The organism is Nonomuraea sp. B19D2, from assembly GCF_040137845.1.
In the GTDB taxonomy this organism is placed as follows: Bacteria; Actinomycetota; Actinomycetes; order Streptosporangiales; family Streptosporangiaceae; genus Nonomuraea.
The window spans coordinates 167,880-187,488 of record NZ_JBEFAK010000018.1 but is presented as its reverse complement, the minus strand read 5'-3'; the positions used below and the strand labels follow the sequence as shown (position 1 = coordinate 187,488).

The following is a 19,609-nucleotide window of genomic DNA, read 5'->3' as shown; positions in this document are numbered from 1 at the left end:
GGACAACCTCTACCCCCCTTTCGTCCCGTCCGATCCATAGAGTGAAAGGGTGGACAGCAACCGAAACGAGATCCGCGACTTCCTCGCCAGCCGGCGCGCCAAGATCACCCCGGAGCAGGTCGGCCTGCCTGCCGGCGGCCGGCGCCGGGTTCCGGGGCTACGGCGCGAGGAGGTCGCCGTTCTCGCGGGCGTGAGCACCGAGTGGTACACGCGGCTGGAGAAGGGCCACATCACCGGCGTGTCCGACGACGTTCTCGAGGCGGTCGCCCGGGCGCTGCAGCTGAACGAGGAAGAACGCATCTACCTGTTCGACCTGGCCCGAGCAGCCCGCCCCGCCCGCCGCGCGCCTTCCCGCCGCAAGGAGATCGAGATCCCGCGTCCGGTCCAATGGTTGCTCGACTCCATGACGATGTCGGCCGCGTTCGTGCGCAACGGCCGGCTGGACATCGTCGCCATCAACCCGCTGGGCCGAGCCCTTTTCGCGCCGATGTTCGACAGTGACACCACTGACCAGCACGGCCGCGCCAACTTCGCCCGCTTCTTCTTCCTCGACCCGGGCTCCCATCACTTCTTCGTCGACTGGGAGGACGGCGCCGACGTCACCGTCGCGTTGCTGCGCGCCGAAGCCGGGCGCGAGCCGCACGACCGGGCCCTGCGGGAGCTCGTCGGCGAGCTGTCCACACTCAGCCGCGAGTTCCGCACCCGGTGGGCCGCCCACGACGTCCGCATCGGCCACGAGGGCAGCAAGCAGTTGCACCACCCTGCGGTCGGCCGCCTGGAGCTGACCTACCTGTCCCTGGACCTGCCCGCTTCCCACCGGACGGCGCACAACATGACCGTCTACACCGCCGAGCCGGGCACCACCGCCGAAGACCGGCTCAAGCTCCTGGCCAGCTGGGCAGCGACCCTCGACCAGAGCGGCAACCGGCCGCACCGGCAGAGCGACCGGCCCCAGGACGCAGAGCCTCCGCGTACCAGACGCGACTGACGCGCCCAGAGGTCAGGCGAGCTATCGCGGTCCGGCTCAGCCGCCGGACCCTCCTGGCGCGGCCGTGGAGCTACGGACGACCAGGCTCGGGGTGACCGAGAAGCGCACCGGTGTCATGCGGCCCTCGATGCGTTCCAGCAAGAGCTTGCCCGCGGCGCGGCCCATCTCGCCGCCGTCCTGGTCGACGCTGGTCAGCGCGATGTTGGGCAGAGCGGCCAGGTGGGTGTTGTCGTAACCGGCGACCGAGACGTCCACCGGGACGGACAGGCCGGCCTCGTGGACCGCGGCGAGCGCGCCGAGGGCCGCCTGGTCGGCCCCCGCGAAGATCGCCGTCGGCCGGGGCGAACGGCTCAGCAGCTCGCGGGCCCCCTCGTAGCCGCCTTTCTCGTGATAGAAGCTGGTCGCGACGGCGATCTCGTCGCCGAGCCCCTGCTCGCGCATGACGCGTTCGTAGGTCGCCGACCGGATGTTGTGCAGCAGGTCGGCCGGCCGCGCCTGGCTGTCGTCCTGGTGCGTGATGTGCGCGACGCGGCGGTGCCCCAGCTCGATGAGGTGCTGCACGACGAGTTCGGCGCCCGCTTCGTCGTCGCCGAACACCGAGTCGTAGTACGACGACCGCTCGTGCCGGGCGAGCACCACGGTCGGCTTCTCCTTCGCCACCTCCTCCAGGCGCGCCTTCGAGGCGAGGGGGGCGACCATGATGATGCCGTCCACCTGCCGGTCCATCAGGGCGTCGACCGCCCGCCGCTCGACCTTGCGGGTGGCGCCGCCCTGGATCATGAACGCCTGGTAGTCGGTGTCCTCGAGGTAATCGGTGAGACCGTCGAGGATGTCGGCGAAGAACGGGTTTCTGATGTGCGGCAGCACCAGGCCGATCGTGAAGGTACGCCCGCGCATCCCCCGGGCCACGGCCTGCGGCCGGTAGCCGAGCTCCTCGATGGCCGTCTTGACCCGGTCCTTCATGGCGGGGCTGACGCCATAGGCGTTGCGGATCACCTTGGACACCGCCGTGACGGAGACCTGGGCGTGGCTCGCCACATCGGCGATCGTCACTCGTCGTCGTCGACCAGGCGTGACCATGAAACTCCGTTTCCGATGCGTGGTCCGATTCTACGAGGTCAGGACATGACTCGATCTGGGCGGCGACACCGCCTGTCCTGGACCACGGGAGGCGTCTCCTGCGGCGCGCCCCAGGGCGAGCGCCAGCTCGGTGGCGGCCAGCCGACTTCACCAGCGCTAAGATCGCCCAGCAGCAGCGCGAAGAGGCCGTCACCGCCGACGCGGTGACGACAGCAGGGGTGGCTTCGACGGCGGCCGAGCGGGGGCGCCGTGAACGAACGTGTCGCCAGCCCCGGCGCAGGTCCCTGCCGCGGTGTCAGAAGGGAGCCGTATGTCCTTTCGTTCCTGTCACAGCTTGCCGAGCTGTCCTGTCAGAGGGTTTGACCTGCTCCCCGCCTTTAAGGGACGGGGATTCCCGTGCCGCTATGCGGCAGCTCGTGCCGCTTGCGCGGCTCGTGCTGTGGAATGGGGTGCTTGACGTTTCGCGGACCCGGGTGGGTCTCCACGCCCTGAGACGACCAGCCCGGCCGCCTGTCCTTTGGTCTTGATGTTCTTCGCCCCGACGATGTCGGCGTGCTCGGTGTGTCCGCAAGAAGTGCAGGAGAAGATCGCTTGGCTCTTGCGGCTCTTCTCATCCACCTTCCCGCACGCAGGTTCCGGGCACGTCTGGGACGTATACGCAGGGTTGATCTTATGGATGACGCTGCCGGTGTAGCGGGCCTTGGAGCGGAGGGCGACTTCCAGGCCATACCAGCCCTTGTCGAGAATCGCCTTGTTGAGCCCGGATTTCGCCGCCGCGCCGTTGCGGAGGAACCTACCCGGCTGGTCGGGGTCGGGCTTCGGCTTGACGGCCGCGCTCATGCCCTTGGTGTTCAGGTTTTCGATGACCACATGCCCGTACACGCGGGTGAGTCGGTGCGCGGCTTGGGCGTTGAAGTCAGCGCGCCGCCACCGGACCCGCCGCATGATCTCACTGATGGCGGCCACAACCGTCTTGCGCCGCTTCGATCCCTTCTGCGTGCGGGCGAGTTGGCGTTGCAGCCGCAGATACCGTTCCGCTTCGCCGGGCGTGAGATACCCGAGATCGTCCTCCCGGGCCTGCTTCCTCTCCCGCGGCAACTGGCGGGAGGAAACACCGTCGCTTCCGGCGTGGCGGCGGTCGAAGAACTCCCCATCCGAGGTCACGGCGGCCGTGACCACCCCCCGGTCCACACCCGCCCATTGAGGGCAGGCGTGTTCCTCACGCTCGGCGATCCCATCATCGACCAGGAAGCTGATGAACCAGTGCCTGCCGTCCCGGGACACGGTCGCGGACTTGACGCTCCCCCCGAGCGGGCGCGACATCCGAAACCGCGTCCACCCGAACTTGGGCAGGAACACCCGCCCCCACTTGCGGCCGATCCGCTCCGGCAGGTGTTTGGCGGTGGGGAACCGAAACGAGGGCCGCCACTTCGCCTTCGCCTTCCAGTGCACCTTCCACGTGCCATGCTTGCGGCACGCCTCGTCCAGGTCCTTGAGGGTCTGCTGGATCACCTGGGCGGGGGCGTCGGCGAGCCAGTCGCAGTACGGGTCCTTCTTCGCCTCGGCGAGCTGCCTGCACTGCTCGGCATAGGTGATCCACTGCCCGCGCCGCCGGTACTCCCGCCGTTGTTCGAGACCGGTGTTCCACACGGCCCGGCAGATCCCGCCCAGCCTTTCAGCGAAAAGTCGCTGCCCGAAGTCGAACTCCAAGCGGTACTTCCGGCCCGCCAGCATGCGCAACACCCCCTCTCCCACGGGACCCTTGCGTCTCACAGAAACTCGAACACATTATCATCTGGTCCATGAGCGAGGAAGTGGAATATCGGCGAGGCAGACACGTGGTTTCCGCGATGCACGTCCATCTGGTCTTTGTCACCAAATATCGCAGAAACGTGTTCGATGACGCGATGCTGCGCCGCTGCGAAGACGTCATGATCGAGGTGTGCGACAGCTTCGAGGCCGAACTGCGCGAGTTCAACGGCGAACACGACCACGTCCACCTGCTCGTCCACTATCCGCCCAAGGTCGCGATCAGCAAACTCGTCAACTCGTTGAAGGGCGTCTCCTCGCACTACCTGCGCAAGGAGTTCACCAACCGGGTCAACCGCGCCATCATGCACGGCCCCTTCTGGTCACCCAGCTACTTCGCCGCCTCCTGCGGCGGAGCACCACCATCGATCATCAAGGCGTATATCGAACACCAGCGCCGCCCCACCTGAGGTTCCGGGTCCACGCTCCGCGCTCCGGGATGCCCCGCCTACGGCGGGGCATCCCCAAAAGGGGGACCGCATTCATCCCCGGCCTGAAGGACTCCGTTGCCTAATTCGGCGTGTCCTTCTCGGAAGCCGATGATGTCCTGGATCAGGATGGTCTGCCGCGATTCCTCGTCTGCGAGCGGTGAGAGGATGGTGGACTGATGTCGATGCAGCCGCGTCGGTGGCCGGAGATTCCCGAGTTGACCGCGCGTGTGGCGCGGGCGGCGTTTCCCAAGGGGACGACGGCGATGCGGGTCCGCGACGCGCTGGGCCCGCTGTTCGCAGATGCGGAATTCGCGGGCATGTTCGGTGTGCGGGGGCGTCCCGGCCTGTCTCCCGGACAGTTGGCGCTGGTATCGGTGCTGCAGTACGCGGAGAACCTGTCCGATCGGCAGGCCGCCGACGCAGTCCGCGGCCGAATCGAGTGGAAATACGCCCTGGGCCTGGAGTTGGAGGATCCGGGGTTCGACTTTTCGGTGCTCAGCGGCTTTCGTTCCCGCCTGGTCGAACACGGCCAAGAGGAGCATATCTTCGAGCTGCTCGTGGAGCGGTTGAGTGGCCTGGGGTTCTTGCGTGCGGGAGGACGTCAGCGGACCGATTCCACGCATGTGCTGGCCGCGGTGCGGGCGTTGAACCGGGCGGAGTTCGTCGGCGAGGTGATGCGGTCGGCGTTGAACGCCTTGGCGGCCTGTGAACCGGGCTGGCTGGCGGCGTGGGCTCCGGCCGCATGGCAGCAGCGTTACGGGGAGCGGGTGGATGCCTACCGGCTGCCTGACGGAGAAGCGGCGCGTGCAGGCTACCTGATCCAGGTCGGCGCGGACGGCTACCGGCTACTGGAGCGGATTTATGACCGCGGCGCTCCGGCCTGGCTGCGGCAGGTCCCGGCGGTGCAGGTGCTGCGCGAGGCGTGGATCCAGCAGTACTACCGGACCGATGGGGAGGTGCGTGTGCGGCAGGGCAAGGACCTGCCGCCGGGAAGACTCCGGCTGGCCTCGCCCTATGACCCCGAGGCTCGGTATGGGGTCAAGCGTGGGACCGGCTGGGTCGGTTACAAGGTTCATCTGACCGAGACCTGCGACGATGACGCCCCTCATCTGATCACACATGTGGCGACCACCGACGCCACCGTGGAGGACTCCCAGCTGACCGCGGTCGTCTGGGATGACCTGGCAGCGCGGGAGTTACTGCCCGTCGAGCACGCCGTCGACATGGGTTACACCTCGGCAGCACTGCTGGTGCAGGCCATGGCCACATACGACGTCACCCTGCTGGGACCCATGCGGGCCTCCACCAGTCGCCAGGCCGGCCGCGACGACGGGTTCGACCTGAGCGTCTTCACCATCGACTTCGACAACCAGCAGGCGATCTGCCCGGCAGGCCACACCAGCGGCAAGTGGCGCGAGGAGACCAGTCGCGGTGCGCCGTTGATCCGCCTCGCCTTCCGCAAACGTGACTGCGGCCCCTGCCCGCTTCGTCCGCGATGCACCACCGCTGCCATCGGGCTACGCCAGCTCACCATCCGTCCCAAGGCGCAGCACGAGGCTCTGGAACGCGCCCGCCGCGAGCAGCTCACCGACGATTGGAAAGAGCGCTACAAGATCCGGGCCGGTGTCGAGGGGACCATCTCCCAAGCCGTCCGCGCCGGTATCCGCCGGACTCGATACCTCGGCCTGAACAAGACCCACCTGGCCAACGCGCTGTCAGCAGCCGCGATCAACCTCATCCGCCTGGACGCCTGGCTCACCGAGACACCCCTCGGCGCGACCCGAGTCTCACACTTCGCACGCCTCGACCTGGCACTCACCGCATGACCCACCGAATTGGGCAACGGAGTCCTGAAGGCCGAGGCTTTCTGCGGACCTTCGGTAACCACATCGACAACGGCAAGGAGTGCATCATGGATGCCCGCATGAGCCTCTTCGGCAACCCGGCCCCAGCCGAGGTCCCGAAGCACCTCATCTCGGCAGACACGATGATTGCGGACTCGGCGAAGGTGTTCAGCGAGGCCGAGGACGCCGCCCCGGAGCCGGCGGAGCGGCGCACCCGCCTCGCCGATGCGGCCGCCTGATGCAGGCCCTCCTCCACACGGTGGGGGCATTGGCCGGCTGCGTCCTGGCCCTCGCGCCGGCCCTGCTGCCTTCCGCACATCCCACCAGGAGGTGGCCGCACGTCGTCATGGCGCTCGGCATGGCGGCCGGCCATTTGGGAGGCTGGTTCCTCTCCGTCGCGGTGCTCGCGCTGCTGACCGCCGGCTGGCTCTGCGGTTCTCCCTCCCGCCGCGCGGAAACCGGTCATCACATCCCAGACTTCGTGATCATGTCCATCCTCTTGGTGCTGACGGCGTTCAGCGCGCCCACCTTCGCCGGCGCTTCGTCCGGGCACCCGCATGGAGGCGGTTCGCTGGCCCCGGTGGCCCTGGTCATCGGGCTGGCCTGGACCTGCGTTCGGCTCATCCGCGTTCTGCCCGAGCGGAGCGCGGATCGAAGGGTGCGCAGCGAGGATCTGTGCTCGGCCGGGATGGCGGCCAGCATGGCCTTCATGGCCGCGTTGGCCCTCTGAGCTGCGCGGACAGAGGTTTCCTTGAGGCGCATCGTTCGGGGCGTTGTCACAGATCGGGGCGCTGTCTTGTCTGAGCTGGTGCACCGGCCGGATCCGAGCCGGCCACCATCTCGCGGAAAGGAAGCCTGATGAGCACTGATCACGCGCACGCTCACCACCTGGACAACCCCGACAAGAGCGGGCCGCCGCCGAAGATCGACGTGGTCGGCACCGTGCCCGGGGCCCCACCTGCGCCGGAGGGGGCCGAGGCGATGACGATCCTGGTCACCTTGCCGCCCAACAGCCCCGGCGCGCCGCCACACCGACACTCCGGGCCCGCGTACGGGTACGTGGTCAAGGGCGCCATCAACTTCGAGCTCGAAGGCGACCCCGTACGGGTCGTCCGGGCCGGCGAGGCGTTCTGGGAGCCCGGTGGAGACGTGATCCACTACCAGGACGGCAACCACCTCACCGACGAGGAATCGGCGTTCGTGGTGACGATGTTCTGCGCACCGGGGCAGCCGATGCTGATCCCGGTCAGCCCGGAAGAGTTGGAAGCTCGGCGAGACCGTCGCGCACCCCAGCCATGACCAAGGTCTCGCTGACTGCGCTCGTTCGCGATCTGCTCACGCTGGCCCGTGAAGCGTACAGCGGTCGCAGCGCCACCACTGTCCACGGTGGACACGATCGTTCGTTGCGGCAGACCGTCATGGCGTTGCGGCAGGGCGAGCACCTGCACGAACACGAACATCCCGGCGAGGTCACGGTGCATGTGCTGCACGGGCGAGTGCGGCTTGTCGCCGGGCCCGACTCCTGGGACGGGCAGCCCGGTGATCTGCTGGTCATGCCCGAACGCCGCCACCGCGTGGAGGCCGTCCAGGACTGCGCGTTCCCGTTCACCACCACACGCTGAGAGCGACGGGAACCCGTCCTTCCATTGCCTCTGACCTGGCCTTCTGCCCATAGTGCCAATTAAGGCCGTACTAGGCCAGACGCAACGGTACGAGGCATGACGCGTTAAGACCACCGGTGCGTCCCACGGGACGCACCGGTTGTCGTGAAACACGCGTCGGGCAATCGAGCTGTGACGCTAACGCCTGCCGGATGGCATCGTCCGCAACGTGACCAGAGCGCACAACACGACACAAAGAGCCCCTCAACGCCTTCGCCTGCCGCTGCCCAACCCGAACGAGCAGCCGAGCTGGTCGGCGAGGCCGCATACCGAACAGGCGAAATCCTCAGCCGGCGGGGCGACATCGACGAGGCCCGCGCTCTCTTGAGGCAGGCCATCGAGTCCGGCGACGCCACGTTCGCGCCCAAGGCCGCCGACCTGCTGAACGATCGGGACCCCGGAAAAACGATTGCGGCCCTTGCCACCCAGAGGCCTTCCAGACCACCGCAACCTGCTAAGCCGCCCTCGACCTCACCATGATCTTCTGACAGTGGGAGCCGATCTGTGGCGGCTACAGATCGTGAGATAGGCGGCCAGATAGCTCCCCGGTAACTGGCCGGCAGTGGGAATCAGAAGCCTGGATCAGGCTGCCCTCAGCTTCACCGCCCTGCTGCGACAGGACGGTGGTGGGGGTCTTTCACCTCCACTCGAACTCACAGCGTCTCATGGCGCAGTCATTCGGTTTGACAGGCAGCGCCCTGTACCGCTTTGCCGGCGTAGACCAGTAGGCCGTCACATGGCAGATCGTGTTCGGCTCGGCATTCGGCCTTGTCCAGGCTGCGGACGGCCAGCGGCGGGTCTGGTCGGCGCGTTTGAAGTCCGGCACGGTCCGCCAGGTGATCTCCTCGCTGGTCAGCTGCTGGAGCATCCGCAGGTAGACGCGGCCTCCGGTGTGGTTGGTGGGGGCGAGGGAGTGGACGATGGGCGTCATGTGAGCGCCATCCCGCTGGTCCGGTAGCGGTCGCGCTCCCCCAGAAGCACCTCGTAGGCCGCCTTCAGTTCAGGGCTTTCCGTCTGAGCCGAGCTCAGTCTTCGCGTCTTGGTACGCCAGACGGTTTCGTCCGTGGCCTGCCTCGAACGGCCTTCGAGGCGATGGTCGGGCGTCATCGCCCGTAGTTCCGCCACGAAGGAACAGCCCAGGCGGATAGCGATTTCAGGCTCGGAGCTCGGCGTTACCTCGAGGGCGTCGTGCAGTAGGCCGAAAATCAGCGTTTCGGGATGGGATATGTGGAGCTCATCACGCAGGATGGCGACCACGGCAAGAGGGTGCTCGATGTAGGGGGTGCCCTGGTCGCGTACCCGTCCTTCATAGGCAGCGAGAGACAGGGCGGCCGCGGCCAGGGCGCGCCCGTGATGTTCGGCGGGCCAGGTGTTCGTAGCCAGGGCGGCGAGGATGCTGTCGAGATCGTGCATGGTGACCTACCTCGTGGGGAGCTTGTCGGAGACCAGCAGGGAGTCATTGATGGCGACCGCATCCAGGCCCAGATCGGCGGCAGCGTGTACCGCCTGCTCGGCGCTCATCAGGATGGGAGCGCCCTTGGTGTTGAACGAGGTGTTGAGCAGCATCGTTAGTCCGGTGCGCTGGTTGATGGCGTTGACGCGATCTCGGGTTTGCGTGCGGCCTGGGTGGGCCAGGATCGAACGGTGACCGAGGGCGCAAGGGCCGAATTCCATACCGCCCTGGACCCAGCCCACCACGTGATGATCGGCGAGCAGTTCGGCGACGGCCGGGATCAGCCGACCTCCCATGCCGGTGATCAATCGATACCCCGGCGGAACCGCTGAAGGCGGAACCAGCCCGGGGCTCGGTCCCCATGCGGCATCCACCGGCGTGGGATGCGCGGCTGGCGCATCTGATGGTGCCGGCCGTACAAGGCGGCTCCGAGGGCCGTTCCGGCGTCGTGCGGGGCTGGGGCTATGAACAGCGTGTCGAAATCTGCCTCTTCGGCGAGACGTCCGTTCAGGTGGGAGCTGAACGCGCAGCCTCCAGAGAAGACCAGGCTGGTCGCTTCGGTGACACGGCGCAGGTGGCGGGCGACGTGGATGACCGCGCCAGAGAACACCTCTTGTACTGCTGCGGCCAGGTCGGCGCGCTCGCCGAATGAGGCGTCCGCTGCTGATCCGGCGGTCCAGGCTCGGTTGCCGATGCTTATGGGCGTGGTGGTGTCGGCGGATCCGAGCGGCGGCTCGATGCGTACGGTCCCCTCGATCTCCAGGTGGAGAAGCTGTTGAACGTCGTCCCGGTAGCGGCTGGGCTCGCCCAGGGCGGCCAGCGCCATCAGGCTGCCCTCGGCTTCATCGCCCGGTGGAATGATCCTGGTCGCGAAGTTGCGATAGAAGTGCCCGAGAGAGTGATGCACCCGGCGGGGTCCGGGCATGACGGTGGGCGTGGCCTGGTAGACGCGATCGACCCGGTTCGGGGTCAGTTCGTACCCGGTGATGCGCTCGCGTCCCGGTCCAAAGTCGGCGCCGAGCGCGTGGCGCCGCGAGCCGAGCGGCTCGGGCAGCTCAGCCGCAAGTTCCTCGCGCTCGGTGCTCAGCCAGATGCCGGCCGCAGGTGTGGGCCGCATCGAGGGAACCCATACGGAGTCGATGTCGTGAGGGCCGATGCCTGCGGCTTCCAGACACCACGCGAGCGCCTGAGCGGGGGCGGTGAGCACGGACTTCCAGTGGTGTCGCCGGTAGTGCTTGATGCCGCTCCAGCGTTCCTCCTCGGCCGCGTACAGGCGACCGTCGACGATCAGGGCGGCTGAGGTGTCGTGGTGGAAGTTCAGACCGAGGATGGTCGTCATGTCGGGGTTACCTTCCAGACGGGACGACAGATGCTCCGGAGTCCGTGTATTCGTGGCGCCGGAGGCAGAAGTGGTAGTGCTCACTCCGGGGTGCGAAGACCTTGGTGGCGAAGTCGGGATCCCAGGTGCTGAACTCGCTGTCCTCCTTGGCCATGGCGTTGAAACAGCGGTAGCAGGATCCGTCGAGCTCGATCATGAGATGTTGATCGAGGTAGCGAGCACAGAGCCCGTGGAGCTGGTTGGTGGGCTGGCCGACGTCGATGTGGTGTACATGGTTGGTGACGTGGATGGCGCCGCTGCGGCCAGTCGTGACCAAGGCCATCAGGGCCTGACATGTGTCCCCGGCGTACGGCGGTCACCGCGCGGCGCGGCAAGATGTCTATGTGACCGGTGAAGCTCCCGAATCCCGAGCCGGCGCCGCCCGCGAGCCGGGTCCGGTGCGGGCAAGGGAACGCAACCGCTGGGGCGAGGGCGGGCGATTGCGCACCGAGATCCTCGTTGCGGCCGGGCAGATGCTCGGCGAACTCGGCGCGGTGGAAGGGCTCACCCTGCGCGGGGTGGCCAGGCGTGTCGGCATCGCCCCCGCCAGCATCTACGCGCACTTCAGCGACAAATCCGAGCTGATCGGCGCTCTCTTGGAGTTCGAGGCACACCGGCTGCTCGACCTCGTGGGCCGGGCCGGGCAGGCGGTGGACGCCTCCGACCCGGTCGGCCGCCTCCGTGCCAAGCTCCGCGCGTTCTGCGGGTACGCGCTGAACAACCGCGGATTCACCCGCGTGCTGCTCGGACTGCGCATGAGCGAGGAGAGCAGCCACATCAACCTGTCACACACAGTGATCGACGAGCTTCGCGCGAGCCTGGAGGACTGCGAGCGGGCAGGGATCCGGCTGCGGCTGCCGGCCGAGCGGGCGGCCCTTGTCCTGATCACCAGCGCGCCAGGCCGCGTCATGCTCTCCTACGTCATCGACGATTCCGACGCCGACATCGCACGGTTCGTCGACGAGCTCGTCTCCTTGCTGATCGCCTCCTGATCATCTCCGAGGAACGTTCGTGAGTGGCCCCCGATCAAAGTTGCCTAACAGTTGTTTGCTAAGATGACGAACAATCGTTCACTAACTCCATGATCGGAGGAACGCACGTGAACACCTCGACCCAGAACCCTGGATATCCGATGCGCAGGACAGGGACTTGCCCCTTCGACCCGGCGCCGGGTCTACGAGAGCTGCAACGAGACGAGCCACTCGCCAAGGTCACCCTGTGGGACGGGACCACGGCATGGGCGGTGACCCGCTACGACGACCAACGCGCGCTGCTGGCCCACCCCCGGATCAGTTCCGACGCCTCCCGGCCCGGCTACCCGCACATCAGCGCGGCCACCCGCCAGGTCGTCACGACCACCCCAGGAATCGGGCAGATGGACGACCCCGAACACGCTCGGCTGCGCCGCATGCTGACGGGCACGTTCACCGTCCGGCGGATCGAACGCCTCCGTCCCGCCGTCCAGCGGATCGTGGACGGCCTCATCGACGAGATGCTGGCCGGCCCTGCTCCCGCCGACCTCGTGAACGCGTTCGCGCTGGCGGTGCCGTCCCTGGTGATCTGCGAGCTGCTCGGCGTGCCGTACGCCGACCACGAGTTCTTCCAGCGCAATAGCAAGATCATTGTCAGGCGGGATCGGACGCCCGAAGACACCGTGCACGCCCAGCGCGCACTGCTGGACTACCTGGGCGCCCTGATCGCCGAGAAGACGGCCGATCCGGCGGACGACCTGCTGTCCGCGTTGGCCGTGGAGCAGGTGGCCACCGGCGCCATGTCCACGGAACAGCTGGCCACGATCGGGATGATGCTGCTGGTCGCCGGGCACGAGACCACCACGAACATGATCTCCCTGGGCACCCTGGCCCTGCTGCGCGATCCCGACCAGCTTGCCCTTCTCAAAGCCGCCGAGGAACCCGGGGAGATCGCCACGGCGGTTGAGGAGCTTCTCCGGTATCTCAGCGTGGTGCAGGCCGGGCTGCGCAGGATCGCACGGAACGACTTCGAGTTGGCCGGACAGATCATACGGGCAGGAGAGGCCATCGTGGTCCCGACCGAACTCGGCAACCGGGATCAGCGGAGATTCCCCGACCCCGACCGGCTGGACCTGGAACGCGACGTCCGCGGGCACCTGGCGTTCGGATTCGGCGTGCACCAGTGCCTCGGCCAATCACTCGCCCGTCTGGAGCTTCAGGTCACCTACACCACGCTTTTCCGACGCATCCCCACGTTGCGGCTCGCCGTGGATCCCGCGGACCTTTCCTTCGCCCACGAACAGTTCATCTACGGCCCTCACGAGCTCCCCGTCGCCTGGTGAGAAAGCCAGCCGGACGGAAGACCCGAGGCCTGAGCCACGGCGTCGGCGAGGGCATGTGGAGTGGCATGGGTGGCGCGCCAGGCGGTCACGTGGTCGGGCCTGACCAGCAGGGCGCCGTCCTCTCCGATGCCGCAGCGATCGGTTCTGCGGAGGAGGAGGGCCACGTCGAGGACAGCCTTCGCTGAGCCGCGGACGGGCTCCCGCGCGGTCACGGGTGCGGAGCACCACTTGGCCCACGGTCAGCTCGCCGACCGTACGACGTTCGGGCTCGTAGACGTCCAGCAGCCGCGGATCGGCGGCGCCGCGCAGGACGGAGACCAGCTTGGCCGCAAGGTTCCAGGCATCCAGGATGCCGGCGTTGGCACCGAACCCGCCCGCTCCCGAGGCTCCTTTACGTCCATGGTCGTGCCGAGGATCGCAGGGAAAGGACAGCGGCCGCGGCGCGCCGTGGCAGTGACGTCAGTCGAGTACCTTGATCTTCTTCATGGTCGGCTGGGAGATCACCCGGGCCACACCGGGTATGCCGATGATCTTGTTGGTCTGGAACGCCTCGTAGGCGGCGCAGTTGGCGACGAGGACGCGCAGGTGATAGTCGGGCGTGGCGAACAGCCGGCGAAACTCGATGACCTCATCGTAGGCGGCGATGGTCTTCTCCAGTCCCTCCAGGGTCTTCAGATCGCTCACGCTGACCTCGATGGAGACGATGACTTCAAGGCCGCCACCGAGCAGCTCGTGGTTGACGGTCGCGCGATAGCCGCTGATGACGCCCGCGTCCTCCAGACGCTTCACCCGGCGCAGGCACGGTGGCGGGGTGAGCCCCACACGCCTCGCGAGCTCGACATTGGTCAGCCGCCCATTCCTCTGCAGCTGGAACAATATTTCCCGATCAGTGGCGTCAAGGGAGAGTTCATTGCTCATATGTCCACATTATCGCCAGAATAAGAACCCATATGAAGCCTATTTCCGCCTAAAATCTCTCCAGGCCCGCATTCGCCCCAGGCCACGAACCTCACATGACAACGTCCCGCGAAAGGCGGATCATGACGAATCGTGTCGCGCAACTAGACGCCTGGCTGGACGAGCGGTCCGAGGAGATGGCCAGGTTGCTGGAACGTCTCGTGTCCGTCGACTCCGAAAACCCGCCCGGTCGTGCCCTGGGTCGCTGCGCCGAGGTCCTGCGCGAGGAGATGGACCGCCTCGGGCTGTCCCCGCAGCTCATCGAGCTCACCGGCCCGCCCGGCGAGCTGGAGGACCCCTGCATCGTGCGCGGCACCGCAGGCGACGGCGACAAGCTCATCTATTTCCACGGCCACTTCGACGTGGTGCCCGCCCAGGACCGCAGCCAGTTCACCGCAGAACGCCGTGAAGGAAAGATCATCGGACGCGGCACGGCGGACATGAAGGGCGGCATCGTCAGCATGCTCTACGGCGCCGCGGCCGCCAAGGACCTAAGGCTGCTCGGCGACGGGCGGATCGTCATACACCTGGTCTGCGACGAGGAGACCGGCAGCGTCGTCGGCGCCGGACACCTCCGCGCCGCCGAGCTCATCGACCCGGCCGCGCTCGCCATGCTCACCGCAGAGCCCAGCGGCGGCAGCATCTGGAACGCCGCACGCGGCGCCATCTCCCTCCGGGTCGACATCCAGGGCCGCGAGGCCCATGTCGGACAGGCGGACCGCGGCGTGAACGCCTTCCAGCACATGCTGCACATCGCCCGCCCCGTCGAACGCTATGCCGCCGAAATGGCCGGCCGGCCCACCTCCTACCCGATGAACCCCGACGACGCCCCCGGCACCATGCTCGTGGTCGGCGGCCTGTCCGGTGGCGGCTCCAACTTCAACGTCGTCCCCGGCTCGGCCTACTTCACCGTCGACGGCCGCTACAACCCAGAAGAGGACCTCGACGGCGAGCTCAGGCGTCTGACCGGCCTCATCGAGGACGCCGCACGGGAGATCGGCGCCGGCGTGTCGGTCCAGACGGTCCAGTTGCAGCCCTCGGCCGGCACCGACCAGGAGCATCCGGCGGCGGCCGCGCTGGCGCGCGTGGTCAGCGAGGTCCAGGGCACCCCGGCCCGGTTCGAGATGTGTGCGGGCATTCTGGAGATTCGCTGGTACGCGCAACTCGGCATTCCCGCCTTCGGCTACGGCGCGGGCCGCCTGGACGTCTCCCACGGGCCCGACGAGTACATCGACGAGGCCGCCATGCGCCGCTGCGCCGCCGTGTACGCCCTCTATGCGGGCGACCTGCTGACCTGACGGCCACGCAGCCGGGTTCCCCACCCGCCGCTGCTCGCGGGGCACCGGCGCTCCTCCAGGGTGATCAGAGCGCCACTGCCACTCCGAACGCGATCAGGAGGACGAGCGGCAGGGCAACCGATATCCAGCTCCGCCAGGGCACCGGCGTGCGACCGGTCGCCAGGCCCGGCCACCGGAGGACGGCAAGGGCGATGGCCGCCGCCAGCACACCAGCCCCAGCAAGCCAGGCCACAGGCGGCACGCCATTCCAGGGACCCGCGTTGCGTGCCACCCATAGCAGCAGCAGCGCCCACAGCCCCCGGCCGGTCACCGACAACCGGTCGGCCCCGCGGTTGCGAGCCGCTGACCACGCGAGCCCGAGGCCGCTGAACGCGAAAAGGATCATCACGACCGTCATCACGGGGGATCGGTTCTCACCGTCGGGCTTCTCGATGCCGAGCAGGCGGAGGCCCACGGCGTCCACCGGCTTGTCGGTGTTGCTCAGGACGACCACGCCGCGCCCGGTGGCCCGGTCGAAGCCCGTGTATGAGGTGAATCCGCCGGTCCCGCCGTTGTGCCAGGTGATGGCCCGGTTCCGTACTGGGTGGTGAACCAGCCGTAGCCGACGCGCTGGCGCTCGTTCTGGCTCCAGCGCGGGTTGGCGGCGTCGGTGCCCGGAGCGGTGCGGGTTATGACGGCATGAAGGAGCTTGGCGACGTCCTCCGCGGTGGACCAGACGCCGACGCCCGCCGCCGCATGACCGTGGGCACGCCAGGGATCCACGGCCATGCCGTTCTCCGCCCGCCCGGTGGCGTGGCCGGGCGGGAGGCCGTCCTGGGGGGTGAGTGCTTTCGTGGACGTCATGCCCAGCGGGACGAGGACGCGGGTGCGGAGCAGATCGGCGTACGTCGTGTGCGAATGTTCCGCCAGGGCGATGCCGAGCAGCGCCATGCCCAGGTTCGAGTAGGCGACCTTGCCTCGTTCGCCCACCCTGACGGCGGCCGCGTCGGCCAACACCACCTCCGGCCCTGCGCCCCCGTAAGGATCGCCGCCGGTGTACGTGCTCAGCAACGCTCCGGCGATGGCCTGGGGCGTCGTACGAAGCCGGGGCAGTCCGGAACGGTGCGAGGCCAACTCGACCAGAGTCGCCGTAGCGGACAGGCCCGCCCTCGGCAGCAGGTCGCGGACGGGCGTGTCGGGAGACAGGCCCTCCTCGGCCAGGTCTGCCAGCAGCATGCCTGTCATGACCTTGGCGATCGAGCCCAGCTCGTAGGGAGTGCGCTGGTCGGCGGCGCGTGTACCGTCGGCGGCGCCGAGCCCTGCGAACCGGATTCTGCCGTGCTCGATCAGCGCCACCGACAGGCTCTGGTAACCGTCGGTCCCGGCCGCACGTCGCACCTGGGCGGCGAGAGCAGGGTCGCCGGTCGTCTGCGGACCGAGCGTGGGTGGCTGTGGGAGCCAGAACAGGGCGAGAGCGAATGCCACCAGAGCCGACAGCGCGGCGATCATTTTCACGAGCACTTCAACCACCTGAGCACGGCCGATTCTGGCAAGGCGTGGTCACCAGGGGACGGGGAGACGGTCCACTCCGTATACCAGTGACGTTTCCCGCAGTGGGATCTCCTGTGCGGGTACGGCCAGACGCAGTGTCGGGAAGTTGCTCAGCAGGGCGGCAAGGGCGATGCGCATCTCGATTCTGGACAGTTGCTGGCCGAGCTCGATTCCACATTCCGTGAACCTCCTCGTGTGGGGATGTTTTCGTTAGAGCGCCACCCAGGCTGCTCAAGGTCGATCGACCGGTCCAGCTCACCGAGTCCACAGAATCCGCGCACTCACTCCACGCTTGACGGCGTGCGTACGTCGTGGGGTTGCGTCCACGGGAGACCTGGCTGAGTTTGTTCGAGGCTCTTCGGTAGTGAAGCCAGACACGGCGCCTGGTCAGCCACAGCTATTGCGCCACCGGTATTCATCGCAGGGTGAGTGGGGCCTCGGATTCGATGCGGGTCAGCTTCTGCGGGTTGCGGACGTAGTAGAGGCCGGTGATGCGGGCGTCCTCGACGCGGATCGCCAGGACGCCGTCGATCTCGCCGTCCACGCGGACGACGAGTGCCGGGTTGCCGTTGACCACGGTGGGATCACCAGTGAGCGTGACGTCGGCCTTGCCGAGGCCGCCGGCGATAGAGCGGACCACCTTCTCGGCGCCGATGATCGGCCGCAGCGCCGCCTGCTTGACGCCGCCGCCGTCGCTCACCAGGACGACCTCAGGGGCGAGCACGTCCAAGAGGCCCTGCAGGTCCCCGACTTCGAGCGCACGCTGGAACGACTCCAGAGCTGCCCGGGTCTGGCGCGGGGAGGCCGTCTTGCGAGGGCGTCGGGCTTCGACATGCCGGCGGGCGCGATGCGCGATCTGGCGGACGGCCGCAGGGCTCTTCCCGACGGCGGCCCCGATCTCGTCGTAGCCGACGTCGAAGACCTCGCGCAGCACGAAGACGGCGCGCTCTGTCGGCGACAGTGTCTCGAGGACGATCATCAGCGCCATCGACACGCTCTCGGCGAGTTCGATGTCCTCCGTCACGTCCGGTGCGGTGAGCAGCGGCTCGGGTAGCCAAGGGCCGACGTACGCCTCCTTGCGGCGCTTCATGCTGCGCAGACGGTTGAGCGTCTGCCGGGTCGTGATCCGGACTAGGTAGGCACGCTGGTCGCGTACCTGATCCACGTCGGCCTTGACCCATCGCAGCCAGGTTTCCTGGAGGACGTCTTCGGCATCGGCCGCAGATCCGAGCATCTCATAAGCGACGGTGAAGAGCAGGTTGCGGTAGGCGAGGAAAGTCTCGGTCACCGGATCGGTGAAGTGGTCGCTCATATCTCGCTCTCTCTTGGTAGCCGTTCAATCCGACCCCCTGTTTGGTGCGAACCACAGCAAGGCACCAGCATGCGCACGGCTGTGACATCCAAACTGCCGACGATCCGTTGCTGGGGCCGTCGATGAACGCACGCGTGCGGCGGTGCACCGCAATTGGGGGTGCCGCCGCACGACATGCCGTCCAGATCCGTTGAACGTCGACCGGACCGGCCATCGACACGTGGCCTAGGCTGTCCGCTCAGTGGTGGCCAGAGCCTCGCCGCGCTTGGCCTGCAGCAGCTGCCGGCGCTTGGCATCCTTGGCCCAGGCCGGCCAGTTGAGCGAACCGGGCTTGCGTGCCTGATACGCCAGCTGCCAGAGGATGCCCTGGCAAATGAACTCCTTGATCTTCGCGCCCGGGCGGCCGCTGATATAGAGCCTCATCGCGACGTCGTTCCTGTGGGCGAGCTGGAAGATGCCGGCCCGGCGCCCCAGGCTGATGCACTCGGCGACGAGCGCCAGGGCGAGAGGCGCAGGGTGCCGGCCCGCGATCCGGCTGAGCACCGTGTCGGCGGCGTGCGGGCCCAGCTGAACCGCGGCCTGGCAGCTCATCCGAAACGGGAGGTCCGACGGTGCCACCGCGTCCCCAGCCGCGACGATGCGCATGTCGTCCACGCTGGTCAACGTCTCGTCCGTGCGTAGACGACCCGGGGCGTCGGTGCTCAGCCCGCTGCGCACGGCCAGATTCGGCACGCCGAAGCCGGCGGTCCAGATGGTCACTGTGCTCGGCAGCTCGCGGCCGTCGCTGAGCTGCACGGTATCGCGGGTCACGGCCGTCACCGTCGCGCCGGGGCCGTCGAGGACGGTCACACCGAGATCGGCCAGTTGCTTGGCAACCGAGCGCCGTCCCCGCGGGTGCAGGTACGGGCCCAGCACCCCGCCGCACACCAGGGTCACGGTGCGGCCGGCCTCCGCCAGTTCGGCGGCGGTCTCGATGCCGGTCGGACCGGCTCCGACCACCGTCACGGCGGCCGTTGCGGGCGCGGCGTCGAGGACCGGCCGCAGCCGCTGTACCTCCTCCAGGGTGGCGATCGGGTAGGCGAACTCGGCCGCTCCGGGTACGCCCGGGTCGGCGCTGCCGCTGCCCACTGCGTAGATCAGGTAGTCGTAGTCGACCGTGCCGCCGGTCGCCAATATCACGCTGCGTCCGGCCGCATCGATCCGGGTCGCGGTGTCGACCACCAGCCTGACGCCGTCGGCCAGGACGTCTTTGTAGTCGACGACCGCGTCGTTGGACCCGCCCACCAGTTGGTGAAGGCGGATCCGATCTACGAAGGCCGGGCGCGGGTTGATCAGGGTCACTGTCACGTCGTCGCGCTGCGTCAGGCGATTGGCGGCCATGACTCCCGCGTATCCGCCGCCGATCACGACCACATCAGTGTTCCCAGTCATGGTGTCTCCTTCACTTCTTGGCGTTTGGCCTCAAGACACCGCGTGATCGGTCGTTGTGACGGTGTGTGATGCAGGTCACTCCACAGGTGTGGGGTCGGCTGAGGAATAACCACAGAGTTGTGC

General features: G+C 67.8%; 23 protein-coding genes and 1 pseudogene. 10 read left to right on the top strand and 14 right to left on the bottom strand.

Annotated features, from left to right (window positions below; translation table 11 throughout):
- Positions 1 to 49 precede the first annotated feature (49 nt).
- Positions 50 to 988 (top strand): helix-turn-helix transcriptional regulator, encoded by a 939-nt coding sequence (locus tag ABN273_RS30720; protein ID WP_349452538.1) that lies wholly within the window; start codon positions 50 to 52, stop codon positions 986 to 988.
- A 36-nt stretch (positions 989 to 1,024) separates the two neighbouring features.
- On the opposite strand, the gene ABN273_RS30715 is transcribed toward ABN273_RS30720, so the two are convergent.
- On the bottom strand, positions 1,025 to 2,041 hold the full coding sequence (locus ABN273_RS30715; RefSeq protein ID WP_349452537.1) for a LacI family DNA-binding transcriptional regulator: 1,017 nt from the start codon (positions 2,039 to 2,041) through the stop codon (positions 1,025 to 1,027).
- 429 nt (positions 2,042 to 2,470) lie between these two features.
- Positions 2,471 to 3,802, bottom strand: a complete 1,332-nt coding sequence (locus ABN273_RS30710) for an RNA-guided endonuclease InsQ/TnpB family protein (RefSeq protein ID WP_349452556.1) — start codon at positions 3,800 to 3,802, stop codon at positions 2,471 to 2,473.
- Between the two features lie 68 nt (positions 3,803 to 3,870).
- Between ABN273_RS30710 and tnpA the strand changes: the two genes are divergently transcribed.
- The 6 genes from tnpA (at position 3,871) to ABN273_RS30680 (ending at position 7,774) form a co-directional block, all read left to right on the top strand.
- Complete coding sequence (gene tnpA, locus ABN273_RS30705; RefSeq protein WP_349452536.1) at positions 3,871 to 4,287, top strand: IS200/IS605 family transposase; 417 nt, start codon at positions 3,871 to 3,873, stop codon at positions 4,285 to 4,287.
- Between the two features lie 197 nt (positions 4,288 to 4,484).
- On the top strand, positions 4,485 to 6,134 hold the full coding sequence (locus tag ABN273_RS30700; RefSeq protein WP_349452535.1) for an IS1182 family transposase: 1,650 nt from the start codon (positions 4,485 to 4,487) through the stop codon (positions 6,132 to 6,134).
- Positions 6,135 to 6,220: 86 nt separating this feature from the next.
- The gene (locus ABN273_RS30695; protein WP_349452533.1) at positions 6,221 to 6,391 is read left to right on the top strand and encodes a hypothetical protein; all 171 of its coding nucleotides are present in this window, start codon (positions 6,221 to 6,223) and stop codon (positions 6,389 to 6,391) included.
- A 107-nt stretch (positions 6,392 to 6,498) separates the two neighbouring features.
- A complete protein-coding gene (locus ABN273_RS30690; protein WP_349452532.1) occupies positions 6,499 to 6,882 on the top strand; it encodes a hypothetical protein in 384 nt (127 codons plus the stop codon).
- 128 nt (positions 6,883 to 7,010) lie between these two features.
- Complete coding sequence (locus tag ABN273_RS30685; RefSeq protein WP_349452531.1) at positions 7,011 to 7,451, top strand: cupin domain-containing protein; 441 nt, start codon at positions 7,011 to 7,013, stop codon at positions 7,449 to 7,451.
- A 104-nt stretch (positions 7,452 to 7,555) separates the two neighbouring features.
- Positions 7,556 to 7,774 carry a cupin domain-containing protein gene (locus ABN273_RS30680; RefSeq protein WP_349452530.1) on the top strand — a complete coding sequence of 73 codons (219 nt, stop codon included), beginning with the start codon at positions 7,556 to 7,558 and terminating at the stop codon, positions 7,772 to 7,774.
- A 676-nt stretch (positions 7,775 to 8,450) separates the two neighbouring features.
- Here the strand turns inward: ABN273_RS30680 and ABN273_RS30675 are convergent.
- The 5 genes from ABN273_RS30675 to ABN273_RS30655 are packed head-to-tail and all read right to left on the bottom strand — an operon-like array spanning position 8,451 to position 10,927.
- Positions 8,451 to 8,744: a hypothetical protein gene (locus tag ABN273_RS30675; RefSeq protein WP_349452529.1), complete on the bottom strand. Its 294-nt coding sequence runs from the start codon at positions 8,742 to 8,744 to the stop codon at positions 8,451 to 8,453.
- Positions 8,741 to 9,226 (bottom strand): HD domain-containing protein, encoded by a 486-nt coding sequence (locus ABN273_RS30670; protein ID WP_349452528.1) that lies wholly within the window; start codon positions 9,224 to 9,226, stop codon positions 8,741 to 8,743. Before ABN273_RS30670 ends, ABN273_RS30675 begins: the two co-directional genes overlap by 4 nt.
- Positions 9,227 to 9,232: 6 nt before the next feature.
- Positions 9,233 to 9,574, bottom strand: a complete 342-nt coding sequence (locus tag ABN273_RS30665; protein WP_349452527.1) for a carbamoyltransferase C-terminal domain-containing protein — start codon at positions 9,572 to 9,574, stop codon at positions 9,233 to 9,235.
- Positions 9,571 to 10,605 carry a carbamoyltransferase N-terminal domain-containing protein gene (locus ABN273_RS30660; protein ID WP_349452526.1) on the bottom strand — a complete coding sequence of 345 codons (1,035 nt, stop codon included), beginning with the start codon at positions 10,603 to 10,605 and terminating at the stop codon, positions 9,571 to 9,573. Before ABN273_RS30660 ends, ABN273_RS30665 begins: the two co-directional genes overlap by 4 nt.
- Positions 10,606 to 10,612: 7 nt before the next feature.
- Positions 10,613 to 10,927, bottom strand: coding sequence for a hypothetical protein (locus ABN273_RS30655; protein WP_349452525.1), 315 nt, complete (start codon positions 10,925 to 10,927; stop codon positions 10,613 to 10,615).
- 61 nt (positions 10,928 to 10,988) lie between these two features.
- Here ABN273_RS30655 and ABN273_RS30650 point away from each other — a divergent pair, with 61 nt between their 5' ends.
- Together ABN273_RS30650 and ABN273_RS30645 are read left to right on the top strand one after the other, a co-directional pair.
- Positions 10,989 to 11,636, top strand: a complete 648-nt coding sequence (locus ABN273_RS30650; protein WP_349452524.1) for a TetR/AcrR family transcriptional regulator — start codon at positions 10,989 to 10,991, stop codon at positions 11,634 to 11,636.
- A 107-nt stretch (positions 11,637 to 11,743) separates the two neighbouring features.
- Positions 11,744 to 12,958, top strand: a complete 1,215-nt coding sequence (locus tag ABN273_RS30645; protein ID WP_349452523.1) for a cytochrome P450 — start codon at positions 11,744 to 11,746, stop codon at positions 12,956 to 12,958.
- Here ABN273_RS30645 and ABN273_RS59675 read toward each other — a convergent pair.
- The 3 genes and pseudogenes from ABN273_RS59675 to ABN273_RS30635 all read right to left on the bottom strand — a co-directional run bounded on the left by ABN273_RS59675 (position 12,934) and on the right by ABN273_RS30635 (position 13,876).
- Positions 12,934 to 13,122 carry an aromatic-ring hydroxylase C-terminal domain-containing protein gene (locus tag ABN273_RS59675; protein WP_502911154.1) on the bottom strand — a complete coding sequence of 63 codons (189 nt, stop codon included), beginning with the start codon at positions 13,120 to 13,122 and terminating at the stop codon, positions 12,934 to 12,936. The genes ABN273_RS30645 and ABN273_RS59675 overlap by 25 nt on opposite strands.
- 82 nt (positions 13,123 to 13,204) lie before the next feature.
- A pseudogene (locus ABN273_RS30640) lies at positions 13,205 to 13,390 on the bottom strand (FAD-dependent monooxygenase); the annotation flags it as partial.
- Between the two features lie 27 nt (positions 13,391 to 13,417).
- Positions 13,418 to 13,876, bottom strand: coding sequence for an Lrp/AsnC family transcriptional regulator (locus tag ABN273_RS30635; RefSeq protein ID WP_349452522.1), 459 nt, complete (start codon positions 13,874 to 13,876; stop codon positions 13,418 to 13,420).
- A gap of 122 nt (positions 13,877 to 13,998) precedes the next feature.
- Between ABN273_RS30635 and ABN273_RS30630 the strand changes: the two genes are divergently transcribed.
- Positions 13,999 to 15,213, top strand: coding sequence for a M20/M25/M40 family metallo-hydrolase (locus ABN273_RS30630; protein ID WP_349452521.1), 1,215 nt, complete (start codon positions 13,999 to 14,001; stop codon positions 15,211 to 15,213).
- 64 nt (positions 15,214 to 15,277) lie between these two features.
- Here ABN273_RS30630 and ABN273_RS30625 read toward each other — a convergent pair whose 3' ends face one another.
- From ABN273_RS30625 to ABN273_RS30605, 4 genes are all read right to left on the bottom strand, one after another.
- Positions 15,278 to 15,706, bottom strand: coding sequence for a hypothetical protein (locus ABN273_RS30625; RefSeq protein WP_349452520.1), 429 nt, complete (start codon positions 15,704 to 15,706; stop codon positions 15,278 to 15,280).
- Positions 15,694 to 16,713, bottom strand: coding sequence for a serine hydrolase domain-containing protein (locus ABN273_RS30620; protein WP_349452519.1), 1,020 nt, complete (start codon positions 16,711 to 16,713; stop codon positions 15,694 to 15,696). The genes ABN273_RS30625 and ABN273_RS30620 overlap by 13 nt, the downstream gene beginning before the upstream one ends.
- Before the next feature lie 445 nt (positions 16,714 to 17,158).
- Positions 17,159 to 18,055, bottom strand: coding sequence for an RNA polymerase sigma-70 factor (locus ABN273_RS30610; RefSeq protein ID WP_349452518.1), 897 nt, complete (start codon positions 18,053 to 18,055; stop codon positions 17,159 to 17,161).
- Positions 18,056 to 18,280: 225 nt separating this feature from the next.
- Positions 18,281 to 19,486 carry an NAD(P)/FAD-dependent oxidoreductase gene (locus ABN273_RS30605; protein ID WP_349452517.1) on the bottom strand — a complete coding sequence of 402 codons (1,206 nt, stop codon included), beginning with the start codon at positions 19,484 to 19,486 and terminating at the stop codon, positions 18,281 to 18,283.
- Between the last annotated feature and the right edge of the window lie 123 nt (positions 19,487 to 19,609).